At 35.3% G+C, this 19,839-nt stretch carries 16 protein-coding genes; 7 read left to right on the forward strand and 9 right to left on the reverse strand.

Annotation, left to right across the window (positions count from 1 at the left end; genetic code table 11):
- The first annotated feature begins 2 nt into the window (after nucleotides 1-2).
- Genes BM383_RS13850 through BM383_RS13865 form a run of 4 tightly spaced genes read left to right on the forward strand, consistent with a single transcriptional unit; the run spans nucleotide 3 to nucleotide 2,756 of the window.
- The gene (locus tag BM383_RS13850; RefSeq protein ID WP_093025743.1) at nucleotides 3-1,349 is read left to right on the forward strand and encodes a 2TM domain-containing protein; all 1,347 of its coding nucleotides are present in this window, start codon (nucleotides 3-5) and stop codon (nucleotides 1,347-1,349) included.
- An 8-nt stretch (nucleotides 1,350-1,357) separates the two neighbouring features.
- On the forward strand, nucleotides 1,358-1,660 hold the full coding sequence (locus BM383_RS13855) for a 2TM domain-containing protein (protein WP_093025744.1): 303 nt from the start codon (nucleotides 1,358-1,360) through the stop codon (nucleotides 1,658-1,660).
- A complete protein-coding gene (locus BM383_RS13860; RefSeq protein ID WP_093025745.1) occupies nucleotides 1,653-1,976 on the forward strand; it encodes a 2TM domain-containing protein in 324 nt (107 codons plus the stop codon). The genes BM383_RS13855 and BM383_RS13860 overlap by 8 nt, the downstream gene beginning before the upstream one ends.
- Nucleotides 1,977-2,000: 24 nt before the next feature.
- Nucleotides 2,001-2,756 (forward strand): LytR/AlgR family response regulator transcription factor, encoded by a 756-nt coding sequence (locus BM383_RS13865; protein ID WP_093025746.1) that lies wholly within the window; start codon nucleotides 2,001-2,003, stop codon nucleotides 2,754-2,756.
- On the opposite strand, the gene BM383_RS13870 is transcribed toward BM383_RS13865, so the two are convergent.
- The 4 genes from BM383_RS13870 to BM383_RS13885 all read right to left on the reverse strand — a co-directional run bounded on the left by BM383_RS13870 (nucleotide 2,753) and on the right by BM383_RS13885 (nucleotide 7,788).
- Nucleotides 2,753-3,976, reverse strand: coding sequence for an LETM1-related biofilm-associated protein (locus tag BM383_RS13870; RefSeq protein WP_218157944.1), 1,224 nt, complete (start codon nucleotides 3,974-3,976; stop codon nucleotides 2,753-2,755). The two genes, BM383_RS13865 and BM383_RS13870, sit on opposite strands and share 4 nt — an antisense overlap.
- Before the next feature lie 92 nt (nucleotides 3,977-4,068).
- Nucleotides 4,069-4,662, reverse strand: coding sequence for a superoxide dismutase family protein (locus BM383_RS13875; RefSeq protein ID WP_093025748.1), 594 nt, complete (start codon nucleotides 4,660-4,662; stop codon nucleotides 4,069-4,071).
- A gap of 155 nt (nucleotides 4,663-4,817) precedes the next feature.
- Complete coding sequence (locus BM383_RS13880) at nucleotides 4,818-5,453, reverse strand: YceI family protein (RefSeq protein WP_093025749.1); 636 nt, start codon at nucleotides 5,451-5,453, stop codon at nucleotides 4,818-4,820.
- 112 nt (nucleotides 5,454-5,565) lie between these two features.
- Nucleotides 5,566-7,788: a bifunctional alpha,alpha-trehalose-phosphate synthase (UDP-forming)/trehalose-phosphatase gene (locus BM383_RS13885; RefSeq protein WP_093025750.1), complete on the reverse strand. Its 2,223-nt coding sequence runs from the start codon at nucleotides 7,786-7,788 to the stop codon at nucleotides 5,566-5,568.
- A gap of 77 nt (nucleotides 7,789-7,865) precedes the next feature.
- On the opposite strand from BM383_RS13885, the gene BM383_RS13890 reads away from it, so the two are divergent.
- The 3 genes from BM383_RS13890 (at nucleotide 7,866) to BM383_RS13900 (ending at nucleotide 11,733) form a co-directional block, all read left to right on the forward strand.
- Nucleotides 7,866-9,671 (forward strand): glycoside hydrolase family 15 protein, encoded by a 1,806-nt coding sequence (locus BM383_RS13890; RefSeq protein WP_093025751.1) that lies wholly within the window; start codon nucleotides 7,866-7,868, stop codon nucleotides 9,669-9,671.
- Between the two features lie 111 nt (nucleotides 9,672-9,782).
- Nucleotides 9,783-10,169, forward strand: coding sequence for a BlaI/MecI/CopY family transcriptional regulator (locus BM383_RS13895; RefSeq protein WP_317040084.1), 387 nt, complete (start codon nucleotides 9,783-9,785; stop codon nucleotides 10,167-10,169).
- Nucleotides 10,162-11,733 carry an N-acetylmuramoyl-L-alanine amidase gene (locus BM383_RS13900; RefSeq protein ID WP_093025752.1) on the forward strand — a complete coding sequence of 524 codons (1,572 nt, stop codon included), beginning with the start codon at nucleotides 10,162-10,164 and terminating at the stop codon, nucleotides 11,731-11,733. The genes BM383_RS13895 and BM383_RS13900 overlap by 8 nt, the downstream gene beginning before the upstream one ends.
- On the opposite strand, the gene BM383_RS13905 is transcribed toward BM383_RS13900, so the two are convergent.
- The 5 genes from BM383_RS13905 to BM383_RS13925 all read right to left on the reverse strand — a co-directional run bounded on the left by BM383_RS13905 (nucleotide 11,734) and on the right by BM383_RS13925 (nucleotide 19,834).
- Nucleotides 11,734-13,848, reverse strand: a complete 2,115-nt coding sequence (locus BM383_RS13905; protein WP_143106424.1) for an FUSC family membrane protein — start codon at nucleotides 13,846-13,848, stop codon at nucleotides 11,734-11,736.
- 143 nt (nucleotides 13,849-13,991) lie between these two features.
- A complete protein-coding gene (locus tag BM383_RS13910; protein ID WP_093025754.1) occupies nucleotides 13,992-15,800 on the reverse strand; it encodes an acyl-CoA dehydrogenase family protein in 1,809 nt (602 codons plus the stop codon).
- 28 nt (nucleotides 15,801-15,828) lie between these two features.
- Nucleotides 15,829-17,010 carry an acetyl-CoA C-acyltransferase gene (locus tag BM383_RS13915; protein ID WP_093025755.1) on the reverse strand — a complete coding sequence of 394 codons (1,182 nt, stop codon included), beginning with the start codon at nucleotides 17,008-17,010 and terminating at the stop codon, nucleotides 15,829-15,831.
- A 42-nt stretch (nucleotides 17,011-17,052) separates the two neighbouring features.
- On the reverse strand, nucleotides 17,053-17,400 hold the full coding sequence (locus tag BM383_RS13920; RefSeq protein ID WP_093025756.1) for a four helix bundle protein: 348 nt from the start codon (nucleotides 17,398-17,400) through the stop codon (nucleotides 17,053-17,055).
- A 28-nt stretch (nucleotides 17,401-17,428) separates the two neighbouring features.
- Nucleotides 17,429-19,834, reverse strand: coding sequence for a 3-hydroxyacyl-CoA dehydrogenase/enoyl-CoA hydratase family protein (locus BM383_RS13925; RefSeq protein ID WP_093025757.1), 2,406 nt, complete (start codon nucleotides 19,832-19,834; stop codon nucleotides 17,429-17,431).
- Nucleotides 19,835-19,839 lie beyond the last annotated feature (5 nt).

Raw genomic sequence — 19,839 nt, forward strand, 5'->3', positions numbered from 1 at the left:
TCATGAATTTAAAGAAAATCATAAAAACATTCTTCATTGGACTAGCTATTGGCTTGGTTGTAACAGTAATTGTTATACTTATTCAGTTGGCCAATGGTTCAGACATAGAATTTAACAGAGAACTCTATAAATCTATAGGATACGGACTCATTTTTTCTGAAGTACTATTATTCGTCAATGGTTATTATTATGATTTTCTCAATAGAAAGTTTTCTAACAGTACTATAAAGCCGGTTTTTAGAATTTTAATTGGAGTATTTGGCGGAATTACGCTAACCATGATTGCGGTGTTCCTTATTCGAATGGGAATTATCATGGGGATAGAAGGCTACAGTTGGAGTACTTTTATCAATAGTGAATCTACTTCAGATTATATATTGAGTTTAATTGTAACTGCTTTTGTGACTATTATTTATCATGCGATTTATTTTTATAAGGAGCTTCAAAAAACGAAATTAAAAGAGCAAAAAATAATAGCGACCACGGCATCGGCGCAGTTTGATGCTTTGAAGAATCAATTAGATCCACATTTTTTGTTCAATAGTTTGAATGTATTAACCAGTTTAATAGAAGAAAATCCGTATGCTGCGCAGAAGTTTACTACTTCATTATCTAAAGTATATAGATATGTGTTAGAACAGAAAAATAAAGAATTGGTACCGGTAGATGAAGAGCTCAAATTTGCCAGAACTTTTGTAAATCTTTTAAAAATGCGTTTCGAAGACAGTATTGTTTTTGATATTCCGGATCAAGCTAGCAATCCGGAAGCAAAAGTAGTTCCGCTTTCATTACAGTTATTACTCGAGAATGCTGTAAAACATAACATGGTTACGCCACAAAAACCACTGCATGTGAAAATTTTTGAGAAAGATGGAAATCTTGTGGTAAGTAACAACTTGCAACCCAAAGCAGTTGTAAAAAAGAGTAGTGGAGTTGGTCTTAGAAATATTCAGCAACGCTACGCAATTTTAACGAAAAGAGCAGTGGTTATAGGAAAGTCTGAAACAGAATTTCAGGTTGAAGTTCCAATGCTTACCAAACAAATTTCAAACGTCATGAAAACATCAGAAATAACAGAAAATAATGCGTACGTAAAGGCGCGTAAAAGAGTAGAAGACTTGAAGGATTTCTACACAAGCTTGGCCGCTTATTGTATAGTAATTCCATTTTTAGTATTTATAAATCTAACAAGATCTAACGGATTTCACTGGTTTTGGTTTCCGGCAGCAGGTTGGGGAATGGGCTTAGCTTTTCAAGCTTTTAAAGTCTATGGTCCCGGCGGAAATTGGGAAGAAAGAAAAATTAGAGAATACATGGAACAAGACAAAAAATCATCTAACTGGAAATAAATTATATTATGGAAAATTATAACGAACAAGAAGCATATTACCAAGCTAAAAAGAAGGTAGAAGAGTTAAAAGGATTTTATTGGAATGTATTTACCTATATTATGGTCATTCCGTTTTTAATCTTTATCAATTACATGACCTATTGGGATTTTAAATGGTTTTGGTTCCCAATGTTTGGTTGGGGTATAGGATTAACATTTCATGCACTTTCCGTTTTTTACAAAGGAAAATATTTTGGTAAAGAATGGGAAAGAAGAAAAATGGAAGAATTTATGAACGAAGAAAAAAATAATAGCCGTCAATATGAATAATCTAGATAACAATTACGAAGCAAACGAGGCATACGCAAGAGCAAAAACACGTGTTCAAAAAATCAAAGGGTTTTACTCCCATTTAGCAGCTTATGTGATAGTGAATATTTTTATCATTACCGTAATTTGCATTAATAGAAGAGGGCTTGAATCTTTGTTGGAATTTAATACTTGGTCTACAGCTTTTTTCTGGGGAATTGGAGTGGCTTTTCACGCATTTGGAGTATTTGGTAAGCACATGTTGTTCAATAAAGATTGGGAAGACCGAAAGATGAAAGAATTCCTAGACGAAGAAAATAAACAAAACTGGAAGTAAATTAACCACTACAAAAACTCATCAATGAATACAATTATCATCGAAGATGAAAAGCCAGCTGCAAGACGCCTCTCTAGAATGTTAGCAGAGCTGAATGTTGAAGTTTCGCAAATGTTGCATTCTGTGGAAGAATCCATAGCATGGTTTCAGGAGAATGAACATCCTGATTTGATTTTTTTAGATATTCAATTGTCAGACGGACTTTCGTTTGAAATTTTTGATGCAATAGACATTAAAAGTGCTGTAATTTTCACCACAGCCTATGATGAATATGCGCTACAAGCTTTTAAACTGAATAGTATAGATTATTTGTTAAAACCAATTGATGATGAGGAATTGGAAGTGGCTGTAAAAAAATACAAAGAGCGTATTCCGAAGAAAGAAAAACTCTCCGTTGACTTTGATGAAATCAAAAAATTATTGGTCAATCCTATCGAAAGAAATTACAAAAAGCGTTTTACGGTAAAAATTGGTCAGCATTTAAAAATGATTCCTGTTGAAGAAATTGAATGTTTTTATTCAGAAAATAAAGGAACCTACGCAGCAACCACAGACGGCAGAAATTATTTACTAGAAACTACTTTGGAAGATTTGCAAAATGAATTACAACCCGAAATTTTCTTTCGTGTGAGCAGAAAATTCTACATTAATATCAATGCGATTAAAGATATTATAACCTATACAAATTCACGTTTACAACTAAAGTTGCATCATTTTCATGAATTTGAAATTATTGTAAGTAGGGAACGTGTGAAAGAATTCAAAGATTGGTTAAACTAGCGAATTCGGTTATCATCAAATGCGGAAGGCAATAATTTTGGGATGAATTTTATGAGAAGCGGGAGTAAAACACTTCCGCCTGGTAAAATAAAAATAGCAAGTGAAGGGATAGATTTGCAAATGTCTAGCAATTGTTCTTTCACTTTTTGTTTCTCCCCTTTATTCAAATCTCGTGCAGTACTTTGAGAAAGTAATATCACCAATTCTTTACTTTGCGAAAGTTCTAGCAACAAGCGCTTACTATTTCTGGTAATCAAATTCATGACCATTTGAGAAGAGTTATCATAAAAATTCTTCACCGGGTTTGGATCACTTAAATACGGCAATTCCTCTTTATGTGCATCGAAAAAATCATATACTTTCAAAATTGCCTCGTTCACAGTTTCATTGGCAACGTCTAAATCTACTGCAAGCTTTTTTATATAATCAATTTCAGCTAATTCTAAATTTTTATCGTCCCAAACCGTCATACACGTAATGTCTAGCAAATACTGTTTTTCAAGTTCGGTTTTTAAGAATTGAATATGCTCTTGGTATGTTTTTTCTATAGATTGTTCCTCTTCATGATAACGTAAAGAAGCCTCAAATAATTTTAATAACTGCTTATCATATTTACTCTTTTCCTCTTTGGTTTTGATAGATGCAATGACCACGGTTTCTACAACCGTTTCTAGATTTTTAGTGTATGCAATGCTGTTTTGTTTTTCATCTTTTAGGAAATTCTGAAAGGCCAAAACGTCAATAAAAAGAAGTGTATTGGTAAGTATGTTACTAAAGTTTTTGGTAATGATATTAGAATCAAACTGAATTCTATTAGCAATGATTTTTTCTAACTGAGAAGCACTTTTTTTACCACTGAAAAGATCTTTAAAAATATTGAATTTCTCTTCTTTATAATTTTCATAGAACGTAATACAAAGTTCTACGAATTTTTTCTCATCGCCATTTGGGAATTTATCAAAAAAACTATTTACCAAGGCAGATAGCAAGTTGATTTTTGTAATTTCTTCAGAAGTAAGTTTTAAATTTTCAAATCTGTTGTAAACGCAATGAACGCTCGTGCCATAAATAAATCCGCAAGATTTTAAAGCATGGTAATGAGTAAGCAAGCTGTTTTCCTTTTCTGGAAATTCAGTTTTATTGATACTGAAAAATTTTGAGATCCATCCGGAAGACGAAGGGTTCATATGGTTGGGTTTTGAAGTATCAAAAATACTCAAAAAGTGCTCACTTGCGAAATAGAGTTATGAAAAAAAGCTTCCCTAATTAGAGAAGCTCTTTTGTTAAAAAAATATGGAGATGTTGATTATTTTTATTCAATAATTCCACCACAGCTTACACGAGCACCAGCGTCTCCAGAAGGTTGTGACGTAAAATCGTCTTCGCCTTGGTGTACAATAATTCCTTTACCAACAATGTTTTTGGTGTCGTCTTCACATTCAATGCACCATTCATCTGTTTCAAATTCAACGGTAGCGTTACCATCTTCATCAGCTTCAAAATTTCCAATATCACCTTTGTGGTATCCTTCATCATCGCCCCATTTACCATGCTTTTCATTTGTTGGGTTCCAGTGTCCACCAGCAGATTTTCCATCGGCTGCAGAACAGTCTGCTTTTTCGTGCAAGTGAATAGCGTGCATTCCTGGCTCTAATCCAGATAATTTTGCAGTCATTTTTACTTCGTCATCTTCTTGAACGAACATTACTTCACCTTTTGCAGTACTTTCACTTTTTGGTTCCATCATTACAGAAAGTTCCATGGCCATTGGCTCATCTTCCATTTCAGTAGCTGGCATTATAGTAGTTTCTTCTTCGGTCATTTTTTCTTTTTTTGGCTTATCATCACAACTTGTAAACGCCATTGTGCCTAATAGTCCTAAAAGTAATAGTTTTGAATTTTTCATAGTTTTCTTTTTTTGAATAGCTTGAAATTACTTCGTTCTACTTTGCAGTACAATGATTTATGAAATATTTAAACTAAACTGTTAAGCTAAGTGTAAAGCAAAAAAAATCACTTCCATAAAGAAGTGATTTTTCAAATGTTTTATTTTGGAAATATTTATTCAAAATCTGAACCGAAGTAAACTTTACCTTCAAAATGAGCTTCAGACCAAGTTTTGCTTACACCGTCTGCTCCTTTGTGAAGATCAAAACAAGCCTTGCTTAATGCTTCAACAGCTGCTGTAGCTCCAAAATCTGTAACATCAAGATCACCCATAACAGTGAAAGTGTTATCTGAGAAATTAGTTTCTACTGGAACTTCTTTTGTTGTTCCATTCATTTTAACACTAATTGTTTTTTGATCTCCTGTTAAATGCAAAGTACCTGTAAGCATAGAGGTGTTCTCCATAGTTCCGAAGAAAATGTCAATTAATTTAGGGTCTCTTTCTTCGTTTCCAGAAAATAGACTACTCACTTTAATGTCTACCACAGCACCATCTAAAGCAGCTTCTGGCGAAGTAGCATCTTCATGAATACCACCAATGTTTACTTTTTTGAAAACTCCTTTTACAGGCGTTTTATCTGTAGTTTTATAACCAGTCCAACCTAAGGTTACAGAATCAATTTCCACTTCTTGAGTAGTACTTTCTTCCATTTTAGGTTCGCTTTTCTCATCTTTTTTGGTGTTTGTATCACAACTAAAAGTAAAGAATGACAATGCGATTGCGGACAAAGCTAAATATGCTTTTTTCATAATATTTTAGATTTATTTGTATGATTAATTCATTCACGAAATTACCCACAATAGTTAGTTTAACCATAGACTTTAGGAAATATTAACTATTGCTTCCATTTGAATTCATGAATTAAACTTCAATAGGGGCATCTGCAAACCTTTTCAATAATTTACGAACCTCTTTAGTGTTTTGAACAAAATATTTTGCAACAGTTTTTTGCAAACCAACTTTTACAGTAACGGCAGTATCAGGAAGATCACGGAACATATATTCATCTGTCCAATCATCTCCAATGGCAAATACAAAATCATAATCCTTGCGAGTAAGCATTCTGCTTGCGGCACGACCTTTATTCACATTTCCACTCTTGATTTCGATAACCTTATTTCCTTCGAGAACACTTAAATGGTGATTAGCAATTAAACTATTCAATACCGTTTTTAATTCTACCGCTCTTTGAGAAGCTAACTCTGGATCTACTTTTCTAAAATGCCATGCTAATGAGAAATTCTTTTCCTCTATAAAAGTACCCGGAGTTCTATCTACAAATGTTTCAAGTATAGGGCGTAGTTTCGGCATCCATTCTTTACGTACATTTTCTAGAATTCTCCAATCTTCTTCTGGTTCTTTGAGCCAAACTCCATGTTCGGTTATCATAGTGTAGTCTTTGTCACCATACCACTTGGTAAAAGTTTCTTTATCTCTACCACTTATCAAAATAACATCGGTATCTGGTTGTGCGTACAAAGCATCAAGAAGATTGTAAAGTTCTTCGTCTGGTTTTGCTTCTTGCGGATTTGTATTGAATCCTACTAATGTTCCATCATAATCTAAAAATACCAAACGTCTTTTAGCGGAACTATATTTTTCTATGATTTCGTCTCCAAGAGCCGGAGTTAATTTCTTTGAAACAATTGTATTTCTAACAGTTTTAGAAGTATTCAAAGCTGTAAAAAATTCTTCGGCCCATTTCTCTACAGAATAGCGTTTCAAACGTGCTTGCATAGAAGTAATACGTTCTTTTTGCTCTTCTTTTGGCATTTCCAATGCCTGTTTCAACTTATCTGCAATCGCTTCAAAATTATTTGGGTTGATCAATAAAGCTTCGTTCATTTCTTTGGAAGCCCCAGCCATTTCACTAAGAACTAAAACACCATCTTGTTTTACTCGTGTAGCTACATATTCCTTCGCTACAAGATTCATTCCGTCTCTAATTGGCGTAATCATAGCAACATCACAAGATGTATACAGATCTATCAAGTTATCAAAAGGTAATGAACGGTAGAAATACCAAACTGGTGTCCAACTCACAGTTGAGAACTTTCCATTGATTCTACCCACAAGTTCATCAGTTTCTCTTTTCAATAATTGATATTGAGGAACATTGGAACGTGAAGGCACTGCCAACATGATTAAACGTACTTTTTGTTGATATTCAGGGTATTTTTCTAAGAAATATTCAAATGCTTTAATTCTATTAGGAATTCCTTTTGTGTAATCCAATCTATCTATAGAAAGTATCATTTTTGCATCATCGGAAGAGTACAGGTGCTCGTCTAGTCTTTTTTGAATATCAGACTTTTCATCACCATTCATGTTCTCATGTGCCAATGCTGCATTGTAGAATTTATCATAATCGATTCCCATAGGGAATGAATCTACTTTGATAATTCTATCATCATAAGAAATCTCATTGAAGTTGGTTTCTAAATGAATTAAACGGCGAACACAACTTAAAAAATGTCTTTCGTAATCATAGGTATGGAAACCTATAAGATCGGCTCCAAGCATTCCTTCTAGCACTTCTTCACGCCAAGGGAAGGTTCTGAAAACTTCATAAGAAGGAAAAGGAATATGTAAAAAGAAACCAATGTTAGTATCTGGTTTTTTCTGTTTGATATAATTTGGAAGTAATAGTAATTGATAATCATGAACCCAAATGGTGTCACCATCTTCTACATGATCTAAAACAACATCTGCGAATTTTTGATTCACACGTTTATAACTTTCCCAGTTTTCTTGCTCAAATGTGGTGTATTCCATAAAATAATGGAAAAGAGGCCAAAGCGTTTTGTTACTGAAACCATAATAAAAATGGTCCACATCATCTTCGGACAACGGAACCATAGCACATTTGTTCTTTTCTATTTCTTTCTGGACTTTATCCCTGGTAGTATCAGTAATTTCTTCTTCGGTAAGACCAGACCAACCAATCCATAAACTATCGCCATCTTCGTGAACAGACTTCATTCCTGTTGCCAAGCCTCCAACACTTTGGCTTACAGATATTTCATCTTCTTCTATTTTAATTTGCAGCGGTAATCGATTAGAAATAATAATTGTTTTACTCATAAAAGGAAAAGGTTTTGTGAATTTTTTCGTTAATTTAAGGATTCTTAGGTAGTTTAATGTTATAAAAAATATAATTAATGAATAATTTACACTACGGAATTATTGGAAACTGCAAAAGTGCAGCCCTCATTTCCAAAGAAGGATCCATAGATTGGTGTTGTTTGCCGGAGTTTGATTCTTCCTCTGTTTTTGCCAAATTATTAGACACATCGATAGGTGGTAGTTTCGAAATTTTAGTAGATGATTCGTATACTATTACTCAATCTTACTATAAGTTTACTAACATTCTTATTACCAAATTTTCGAGTGAAGAAGGTGTTTTTGAAGTACATGATTTTATGCCAAGGTTTCACGAGGCATCAACCAGTTCATATTACGCTCCACCAGATATTATTAGGTATGTAAGCTATATTTCCGGAAAACCAAAATTTAGCGTAAAGTATGATGCAAAGTTGCGCTATGCAAAAGGTAAGACCGAAACCATGATTAAACCTGGTTTTATAGCAAGCATCAATCAAGAAGAGAAGTATGATTCTATTTACTTGTACACAAGTGTACACCACGATAGTGTTTTAAGTTCTGAAAAAATAGAATTGACTCAGGATGAATTTTTCATGGTAAGTTACAATGAAAAGATTCTAGATCAAACTACAGAAAAAGCATTTTTCAAACTTGAAAAAACCAAAGTTTATTGGCTTACTTGGGTAGAAAATACTCCAAAGTACAAGAAGTATAATGATCAAATTATAAGAAGTGCACTTACCTTAAAACTATTGAGCTACGATAAAACGGGAGCCATTTTGGCTGCGGCAACCACTTCTTTACCAGAAACTATAGGAGAGGTTCGTAACTGGGATTATCGTTTTTGTTGGATTCGTGATGCTTCTATGACTATCAAAGTAGTTTCAGATCTTGGTCACGAAGACATGGCACGCCGTTTCATGCAGTATGTAATTGATTTGGTTCCTGATAAGGATGAGAAATTACAGATTATGTACGGTATCAATAAAGAAAAGACCTTAACAGAAGAAACTTTAGATCACTTAAGTGGTTATGAAAACTCTGCTCCGGTTCGTATTGGTAATGCCGCTTATATGCAACGTCAAAATGATATTTACGGAATTTTGATGGATGCAATTCACCAGCAGATTTATAAGTTTGAAACCACTGTTGAAAACTGCGAAGAACTTTGGGGAATCACCAAAGGAATTGTACTTCAGGTAAAAGAACATTGGAAAGAAGCAGATAAAGGAATTTGGGAATTTCGTACAGAAGAACGTCATTTTACATTTTCAAAAATGCTCTGTTGGGTAGCTATTGACAGAGCTATCAAAACTGCTAAAATATTGAATAAACCACGTTATATAGAACGTTGGGTTCCTTTAGAACAAGAAATTAAGAATGATATATTTACAAATGCTTGGTCCGATGAAAAACAAGCGTTTGTTCAGTCATATGGTTCTCAAGATCTTGATACTTCTGTATTGCTAATGGAAACCTATGGAATCATAGAAGCGCGTGATGAGAGGTATGTGAAAACGGTTCAAGCCATTGAAAAGGAATTGTGTAATGATGGTTTGTTATATCGTTACAAAAATCAAGATGATTTTGGACTTCCGTCTTCCTCCTTTACCATTTGTTCTTTCTGGTTCATCAATAGTTTGAATAAAATTGGAGAGCATACCAAAGCAAGAGAAATGTTTGATAGATTGTTATCATACAGTAATCACTTAGGATTGTTTAGTGAGGATATTGACTTTAAAACAAAACGACTTTTAGGTAATTTCCCGCAAGCGTATTCACATTTAGCTTTGATAGAAACGGCGGCTAATTTAGCCAATACGTTCACAGATGAACATAAAGTGAAAACTGCCATTCATTAAATTGAAAAGCAAATAATAATTATATAAACCGCTCACAACGAGCGGTTTTTTTGTGTCTAAATTTTGCTGTTTAAATTTTATTACTATATTTGTAGTTGTAAAACTATAATTGTGGATATAAAACAACTTAACAAGTCAGAACTTCAGATAATGAAATATTTGTGGAAGCTTGAAAAAGGTTTCATGAAAGATATCGTAAGTGAATTTCCAGAACCCAAGCCTGCCTATACAACTATTTCCACACTTTTGAGTAGAATGTGCAAAAAGGGATATGTAGATTTTGAAAAGTTGGGAAGGGATAAGTTATACTATCCGGTTTTGGAAAAAGAATCTTACTTCTCTGGACAAGTAAAAAGCATGATTTCTAATTTCTTTGATAACTCGGCTTCTCAATTTGCTTCATTTTTTACGAAAGATAAAAATATGAGTATAGAAGAATTGGAGGAAATTGAAAAATTAGTACAAAAATCCATTCAGCAAAAAAAAGCCGATGAATAGTCTATACGCCATTCAAATTACGATAGCATCAGGATTTTTATATCTGATCTATTTCTTTTTATTGCGAAAAGAAAAGAGCTTTCATTTCAATAGATTTTATTTGTTGGGTTCCGTGATGTTGAGTTTGGTTTTGCCTTTTATTTCTATTCAACTAGAAAATGATTTGGTTCAATTACCTAGAATTATCACCGAGGTTCAAACGAGTTTACAACAATTTTCAGGTTTAGAGGAGAATCTTCAAAAGCAAACCGTGGCGGTTTTTCAGCAAGAACATGGAGTAGATTGGTTGGTGTACATTTACATTGGAATTACTTCAATTTTCTTGATCCGTTTTTTTTGGCAACTGTTTTCAATTTTTAAGCTCATGTTAGAGTCAGAAAAGAGAGCTGGTTTCAGAAGTATTTCAAACCCAAAACATCAATATCCATTTAGTTTTTTCCATTATATTTTGCTTCCGAAGGATTTCAAGATAGAAGAAAATCAATTAGTCATAGCACACGAAAAAGTTCATGTTCGTCAAAAGCATTCGGTAGATGTTGTGTTTTTAGAGTTGATGACTGCTTTGTGTTGGTTCAATCCGTTTATATGGCTCATAAAGCGAGCTGCCAAGCAGAATCATGAATTTTTAGCGGACAAGGGAGCTTCCAACGAAAATACAGAAAACTATTTATTACAATTACTGAAAGTCATCAAACAGCAACATAAAGTATCCATTTCAAGTGGATTTTATTTCAATCAATCAAAAAATCGAATTATGATGTTACAACAACAAAAATCTTCATTTGTAAAAGTGTTTTCCAAAATTTCAATGGTACTAGGGTTGGTAAGTGTATTCTTTCTGGTAAGTGCATTTTCAACCATCGAAAATTTAAAAGAAGAATTGCTTGCTATGCCGGTTGTACAGGAAAATGAATTGCTGAATTCTGGAGTTCGAAGTTTAGTAGAACAATTAGCACCCATTCAAAAAGATGTAAAAATTATTAAGTCGGAAGGATTTTCAAACAGTGCTATTATTTTGAATGAAAAGCCAACAGTACGTACAAAACCTTTTGTGGTATTAGTGGATGCGGGGCACGGTGGAAAAGATCCCGGACATAACAATGAAAAAGTAGTGAATTTACAAATGGCCAAAAGATTGCAACAATTGAGCAATGAGCATGTAAAAATTTTGTTGGTTCGTGAAGGGGATTCTTATGTTGATTTGTACGACCGCGTAGCACTTGCAGATGAAGTGAAACCAGATCTTTTTCTCAGTTTACATTGTAATGCTCATGCACATTCAGAGAGACAAGGTATTGAGGTTTATTATTCTAACATGAATTTAAAAAATGAGGTTTCAAGAGATTATGGGACTACTTTATTAACCAATTTAATAGACAATACCATTATAGAAGACGGAAGGCTTAGAACTGCCAATTTTATTGTTTTGAGAAATAATTCCTGTCCAGCAATTATGTTAGAAATGGGCTTTTTAACTAATTCGAAGGATAAAGAAATGCTAACGAATGAAACATCTCAACAACACTATGCTGAAGTAGTTTTTAAAAGCTTGGAAAGTATGTAATTAAGAAACTTTCTGAGTTTGTAATAACAATTCGTTAGAAATTCTAGCAATGTTGAACAAGACGATAGAGCTTTCTTTGCTGGATGTTTTTTTGAAGGTTTCTAATTCACATAACAAAAGTCTTGATTTTTCGGTAATCCTCTCAAAAGCAGCTTCGTTAAAATTATGATGTTGCTGAATGGCTTCTAAAATTTCGGAAATACGTTCGCAAAATTGAATTTTATCAGCCGAAAGTTCTTGGTTGAAATGATGCGTTCCAAAGGCAGAAATATAAGAAAGCAGGGAATGATTCAAATATGTGAAATCATACGCGGCATCTAAGGATTTTTGCTTGCGTTTGGGCTCAAAACTCATGCCTCGCCAAGCTTGTGTAAGATCGTTATCGGCATTGTTAGCGGTACGTTGGTAATGCAAATACGTATTGTAATCTATATCATTTTTGTAAATGCTATCAAAAAAGCGTTTGTTACGTACCACAGCGGTTTGTAGCAAAGCTGGCAGTTGTTTGTAGCTCCAATCGGGCCAAAGAAATCGAATGGAAATATAGGTTAAAGCCGCACCAATCAAGGTGTCTATCAATCTTGGTTGCATCAATAACACGCCCGAATTTCCTAAAATATCAAAAATCTCTAATACAAAAGTGGTGATGAAAACCACTGCCACGGTATAGAATGTTCGCACATATTTAAAGAAAATGTAGGCTGAAAGGAGTAGAATTACAATTTGTCCGGTAACGGATGAAATCATATGTGCTACCGAAATTCCTAAAATAACCCCAACAATGGTTCCTATAATTCTATGAATGATACGTTGTTTGGTAGCAGAATAGGTTTGTTGTAACACCAAAAGTGATGTGAGTAGAATCCAGTCTCCTTTTTCAAAATTGAAGTAATACTTCAACGCATAACCAGCAACCAAACAAACGGTTAAGCGAATGGCGTGACGAAAACGTAAATGCTTAGGATGCAGTAATTTTTTAAGAGAAACTCCTGCTTTTTTCGCTTTGAATTCAGATTTAGAAGGAACAGTATCTAAATGTTTGGCATCTAGATTACTCAAAATTTCTTCCAGCTTAGAAATGTTGGTAAATAGCAATGAAAGCGCCGGAGTTTGCGCACTTTCTTTATGTAATTTAAAAAGTTCTGTCAAGGCTTTTTTGGTCCAGATAAGACTTGTAGGATGTTCGTATTCCGTTTCGGTTAAAATGCTATCTGCATAGGTTTGAATGGCAATGCCAATCTCTTTCATTAGTTGACCTAAACCGGTAATGAGTTCCTGATTTTCTGAATTTTCACTAAGAATGTCATATTCTTCATGGCTTGAAGTAGCGCGTCGTTGAATTTCTTGCAACAAATACCAACGATTAAAATATTCAGCTAAATGAGGTAAAGAGGCTTCGGAAGATTCAGCTCCGTAGCTGTATAAATCGTTTTTAATTTGATTGATTTTCTGAGAAACTTCAATATTTTTTTGCGCTAATTGATTTCGAATTTCTTTTTGTTCTTTGGTATCACTCGGGAACAATGTTGCTTTCAGCGTTACATATTCCGAAATTCTTGTAAAACCAAAAGACATTTGTTCTTCCAGCAATCGCCATGGATTGGTATAAGCAATAGCTAACGATAAAATAGCATAAATCAAACCACCTATAGGCATTACAATGGGTTGAAAATACCAAGGATTTCCCAATCCTGCACCTAACATAACATAGATTGAAATTAATAAAGATCCGTAGGTAATTCCTTGAAATCTAGCATTAATACCGCCTAAAATAGTGAACGAAAAAGTGAACACCGCTAAACCAATTCCAAACCCTAACGGATGCGGTCTTAATAATTCTACGCCAGCAGCTACCAATACAAAGATGAGGTAGGTGAGGAGAATGGCTTTGAGTTTGCCTCTTGGGTGTACATCGGTTTCAGAAAGCGCCATGGCTACCACTCCCAACGCTAAGGTGGCTCCGATGCCGTTGTAGCCTAAAGCAACGCACGGAATTAATAATAATGCAATACTGATTAATACTTTTAAAGCCCAAAGGTTGTTGGGTTTTGTCCAGAATTTTTGAATCCAAATGGTACGGATTTCTCGTTGTATGTTTGCTAAATTTGCGTTCAATGGAGGTGGTTTTAACAATACAAAGTTAACAAGGATTTTGAGGAAAAGACTAACAAATGTTTTATTTCAAAAAAAATACTAGGTCAATAAAAAGCCGCTCATTGAGCGGCTTTTTCCTATTACTAACTATCTAATCAACCACCTTAAAAACAATACTTGTTTTCTTCGGTAACTTTTTCTGCAATCATGTTTCGCAATGCAATTACGTTGGGCATATTGGTGTATTTGGTAAAACGTTTTAAGCCCATAAGCATCATACGTTGTTCATCGCCTTCAGAGAAAGAAATAATAGCTTCTTTTCCTTTATTATTGATTTTCTCTACCGCATTGAACAAATTCAATTGCGCCATGGCTATTTGATATTTACTTGCTTCTTCACCGTTGCGTTTGGCATTCTTTTCAGCTCTTAAAATTGCCGATTCAGCCATGTATACTTCAATCAAAATATCGGAAGCGGCCATTAATAATTGTTGATGTTGTTCCAATTCGGTTCCGTATTTCTGAGCTGCTGATCCTGCGACCATTAAAAATACTTTTTTTAACTTGCCTAGAATTTCTTTTTCTTCGGAAAGTACTTCGGAATAATCAGGAATATCAAAAGACGGAATACTCATAAGTTCATCTTTCACTGCCATCGCCGGACCTAACAAATCTACATGACCTTTCATGGCTTTTTTGATGAGCATTCCCACGGAAAGCATTCTGTTAATTTCGTTAGTTCCTTCATAAATTCTGGCAATTCTGGCATCTCTCCACGCAGCTTCCATTGGAGTATCTGCTGAAAAGCCCATTCCACCAAAAATCTGAATTCCTTCATCAGTACAATTTTGACAATCTTCAGACGCTGCTACTTTCAAAATAGAACATTCAATTGCAAATTCTTCAACACCTTTCAACTCTGCTTCTTGGTGACTATTTCCAGCATCGATTCTAGCTTGAATTCTATCTTCAATAGCTTTTGCAGCGCGGTAAGAAGCCGATTCGTCTACGAAAGCTTTGGTAGCTATTTCTGCAATTTTACCTTTGATAGCGCCAAATTTTGCGATTGGAGTTTTGAATTGAATACGTTCATTCGCATATTTTACCGATTCGGTAATTACACGACGTTGCGCATCTAAACAAGCCGCAGCCAATTTAATTCGACCCACATTTAGCGCATTCATGGCGATTTTAAAACCATTTCCTCTTTCCGAAAGCATATTCTCAACCGGAACTTTCGTGTCACTGAAAAATACTTGGCGGGTAGAAGAGGAGTGAATACCTAGTTTGTGTTCTTCTTCACCTAGCGTAATTCCGTTTGGATTTTCAGCATCGTATTCAACGATAAATCCAGTGATGTTTTTATCATCTTCAATTCTTGCAAAAACGATCATCAAATTACAGAAACCAGCATTTGAAATCCACATTTTTTGTCCGTTGATGTGATAGTGTTTTCCATCTTCGGAAAGCGTTGCTTTTGTTTTTCCTGAATTGGCATCAGATCCTGCTCCGGGCTCCGTTAAGCAATATGCGCCAAACCATTCTCCGGTAGCTAATTTTGGGATGTATTTTTCTTTTTGAGTTGCTGTTCCGTATAGTAAAATTGGTAAAGTTCCAATTCCGGTGTGCGCTCCAAAAGCAGTGGCTAAAGATCCTGTGGCTCCCGAAATATAGTCGCAAACCAACATGGTAGTTACAAAGCCCATTCCGAGCCCGCCATATTCTTCAGGAACGGCGATTCCTAATAGGCCAAGCTCACCAAGTTTTTTCATGATTTCTTCCGTAAAGGCATAATCCTTTTTCTCAAATCTTGGTTTATTAGGCCAAACTTCTTTATCGATAAACTCTTTTACAGAGTCGCGCATCATTTGTTGTTCCTCCGAAAAATCTTCAGGAGTAAATACGTTTTCACAAGCGGTATCTTTTACAATAAACTGACCGCCACGGGTGATATCTTGTTGTACAGTTTCCATAACCTTTTTTTTATTTTGAATTGATATTTTATAAAAGTTCAAAGATTCCCGCAGCGCCTTGTCCGGTACCTACACACATGGTCACCATACCGTATTTATTGCCGCGTTTTTTCATTTCGTCAAATAATTGAACCGATAGTTTAGCTCCAGTACAGCCCAGCGGATGTCCTAAAGCAATAGCTCCTCCGTTCACGTTTACGATATCGGGATTTAAACCTAACTCACGGATAACAGCTAAAGATTGCGAAGCAAAAGCTTCGTTCAGTTCAATTAAATCGATTTGATCTTGTTGCATTCCAGCCTGTTTTAAAGCCTTTGGAATTGCTTTCACCGGACCGATTCCCATAATTCTTGGTTCTACACCAGCTGCTGCGTATGACACCAATCTTGCAATAGGTTCTACGTTTAATTCTTTGACCATTTCTTCACTCATGATCATTACAAAGGCAGCGCCATCACTCATTTGTGATGAATTTCCAGCCGTTACAGATCCATCTGCCGCAAAAACAGGACGAAGTTTGTTCAATACTTCGATGGAAGTATCGGCTCTCGGTCCTTCATCTTTAGCAACGGTATAGGTTTTAGAAGCTTTTTTTCCGTTAGCATCAATGTAAACTTGCTCAATATCAATAGGAACAATTTGATCTTTGAAACGGTCTTTAGCTTGTGCTTTTAGCGCTTTTTGATGTGAATGGTAAGCAAACTCATCTTGATCTTTTCTAGATACATTGAATTGTTTGGCAACAGCTTCGGCCGTAAGTCCCATTCCCCAATAATAATCTTCGTGACCTTCTTTGGCAATGCCATAATCTGGAGTTGGTTTGTAACCACCCATGGGAATATAACTCATACTTTCGGCGCCACCAGCAATAATGCAATCGGCCATTCCGGTCTGGATCTTAGCAGTTGCAATTCCAATTGTTTCTAATCCAGATGCGCAATAACGATTCACCGTTACACCAGGAACATCTTCTATCTTAAGTCCCATTAAAGATATGAGTCGGCCCATATTGAGACCTTGTTCGGCTTCCGGCATGGCATTCCCAACAATAACATCATCAATTCTCGTTTTGTCAAAATCGGGTAACTCATTCATCATGTATTGAATGGTTTCTGCCGCCAATTCATCCGGACGTTTGAAACGGAACAATCCTTTTGGAGCTTTTCCAACGGCAGTTCTATATGCTTTTACTATATATGCGGTTTTCATGTTTTTATTTTAGTATTGAGTATTGAGAATCTAGTATTGAGATTAAAGTTTCTTTTGAAACGCATAGTTCATTTTTTGAATTTCAATACACAGATCAACAACAGGTTTTACATGTTTTTTTGAAATTAAGTTCAATTCTATTGCTAAAATTAACTGAGTTTGCAGTTCGTAAGCAGAACCATTGGCTATGCCTAGAAAATGTTTAAACTCATTATTCGTATTTCTTCCAGCTCCTTCTGCTATATTCGAAGAAATGGATACAGCGCTTCTTTTTAATTGTGATGTAAGACCAAATTTTTCATCTATAGGTAATTGGGCAGTCAACAAGTAGACTTCTTTTACCAACTCAATTGATTTTTTCCAGATTTTTAAGTCTTCAACTTTGTGCATCTCACATCTATTATCTCAATTCTAGTATCTAGTTTCTTAGCGGTTTTCCGGTTTTTAGCATGTGTTGTATGCGCTCTAGTGTTTTTCTTTCGGTACATAATGAAAGGAAAGCTTCACGTTCTAGGTCTAACAAATAGTCTTCTGAAACTAATGAAGGTTCAGACAAATCTCCACCAGCCATTACGTAGGCTAATTTGTTTGCTATTTTCTGATCGTGTTCCGAAATGTATTTTCCGGCTTTCATAGAATCGGTTCCTACTAAAAACATTCCTAAAGCTTGTTTTCCTAAAACCTTCACATCCTTGCGCTTGATGGGTTGTGTATAACCAGCATCAGCGAGTATTCTGGCGTGTTTTTTAGCTTCCGCCAACTGTCTGTCTTTATTCACAACAACTACGTCTTTTCCTTTTTGAAGAATTCCAAGATCGAAAGCTTCATGTGCAGACGTAGAAACTTTTGCCATACCAATGGTTAGAAAATATTCCTGAAGTACATTTAGCTCTACATCATTTTTTCTGAAGGTATCCGAAGCTCTCAACGTCATTTCTTTAGAACCTCCACCACCGGGAATTACACCAACTCCAAACTCTACCAAACCAATGTAGGTTTCTGCTGCCGCAACAATTTTATCGGCATGTAATGATAATTCACAACCTCCACCTAACGTCATTCCATGGGGAGCAGAAATTACCGGAATTGAAGAGTAGCGCATGCGCATCATGGTGTTTTGAAACATTTTGATAGCCATGTTCAACTCGTCATAATCTTGTTCTATCGCCATCATGAAAATCATGGCAATATTGGCACCAACCGAGAAATTTGCTCCTTGGTTTCCAACAACCAAACCTTCAAAATCTTTTTCAGCAAGATCAACCGCTTTGTTGAGTCCGGCAATAACATCACCGCCCAACGTATTCATTTTCGATTGGAATTCACAATTTAGAATTCCATCTCCTAAATCTTCAATAACAACACCGCTGTTCTTCCAAACTTCATTCGATTTTCTGATGTTGTCTAAAATGATAAATCCTTCCTGACCAGGTTTTTTGACTTGTTTTTCCTGAGGAATATCATAATAAAAAGTAGCTCCTTCTTTAACGGTATAGAATGAAGAATTTCCGTTGGAAATCATTTTGGTAACCCATTCAGCAGGTGCAAGACCTTCGGCTTTCATGAGTTCAATTCCTTTTTCAACTCCGATGGCATCCCAAATTTCGAACGGACCATTTTCCCAGCCAAAACCAGCTTTCATGGCATCGTCAATTCGGTATAATTCATCTGAGATTTCAGGAATTCTATTTTGTACATAGGCAAAAAGCGAGGCAAAGTTTTTTCTGTAAAATTCTCCAGCTTTGTCTTTTCCGCTTACCAAAACTTTAAATCTATCGATAGGTTTATCTATCGTTTTCGTAAGTTCTAGTGTAGCGAATTTTGCTTTTTGTTGCGGTTTGTATTCCAAAGAATTGAGGTCGAGTGCTAAAATTTCGCTTTTTCCATCTTCACTCTTTACTTTTTTAAAGAACCCTTGTCCGGTTTTGCTTCCTAACCATTTATTTTCCATCATGGTATTGATGAAATCAGGAAGTTTGAACAATTCGTGTGCTTCGTCATTCGGGCAGTTTTCATATAAACCATTGGCTACGTGCACCAAAGTATCTAAACCAACCACATCTACAGTTCTAAAGGTTGCCGACTTTGGACGACCAATTACGGGGCCAGTTAATTTATCAACTTCCTCTACCGTTAACCCTAATTCTTTCACTTGATGAAACAAGCTTTGGATACCAAAAATACCAATTCGGTTACCAATAAAAGCAGGGGTGTCTTTTGCTAAAACAGAGGTTTTTCCTAAGAATTTTTCGCCATAGCTCATCAAGAAATCAATCACTTCCGGTTTGCAATTTGGTCCCGGAACTACCTCAAACAACTTTAAATAACGTGGCGGATTGAAAAAATGCGTTACCGCAAAATGTTGTTGAAAATCTTCAGACCTTCCTTTGTTCATAAAATGAATAGGAATTCCGGAGGTGTTGGAAGTAATTAACGTTCCAGGTTTTCTATATTTTTCAATCTGTTCAAAAACCGATTGTTTGATGTCCAACCGTTCTACTACAACTTCGATAATCCAATCAACCTCTGCAATCTTTTGAATATCATCTTCTAAATTTCCAGTAGTAATTCGTTCTGCAAATTTTTGATGATGAATAGGAGAGGGTTTTGATTTGATGGATTTCATCAAGTTTTCCGTAGCAATTCGGTTTCTAACCAAAGGATGTTCTAAGGTGAGGCCTTTGGCTTTTTCTTTATCCGAAAGTTCTTTAGGCACAATGTCTAGCAAGAGCACTTGAGCGCCAATATTGGCAAAGTGACAGGCGATTCCGCTACCCATAATACCGGAACCAATGACTGCAACTTTGTTAATTCTTCTTTTCATTAGTA

The sequence above is a fragment of the Pustulibacterium marinum genome, from assembly GCF_900116665.1.
Lineage (GTDB): Bacteria > Bacteroidota > Bacteroidia > Flavobacteriales > Flavobacteriaceae > Pustulibacterium > Pustulibacterium marinum.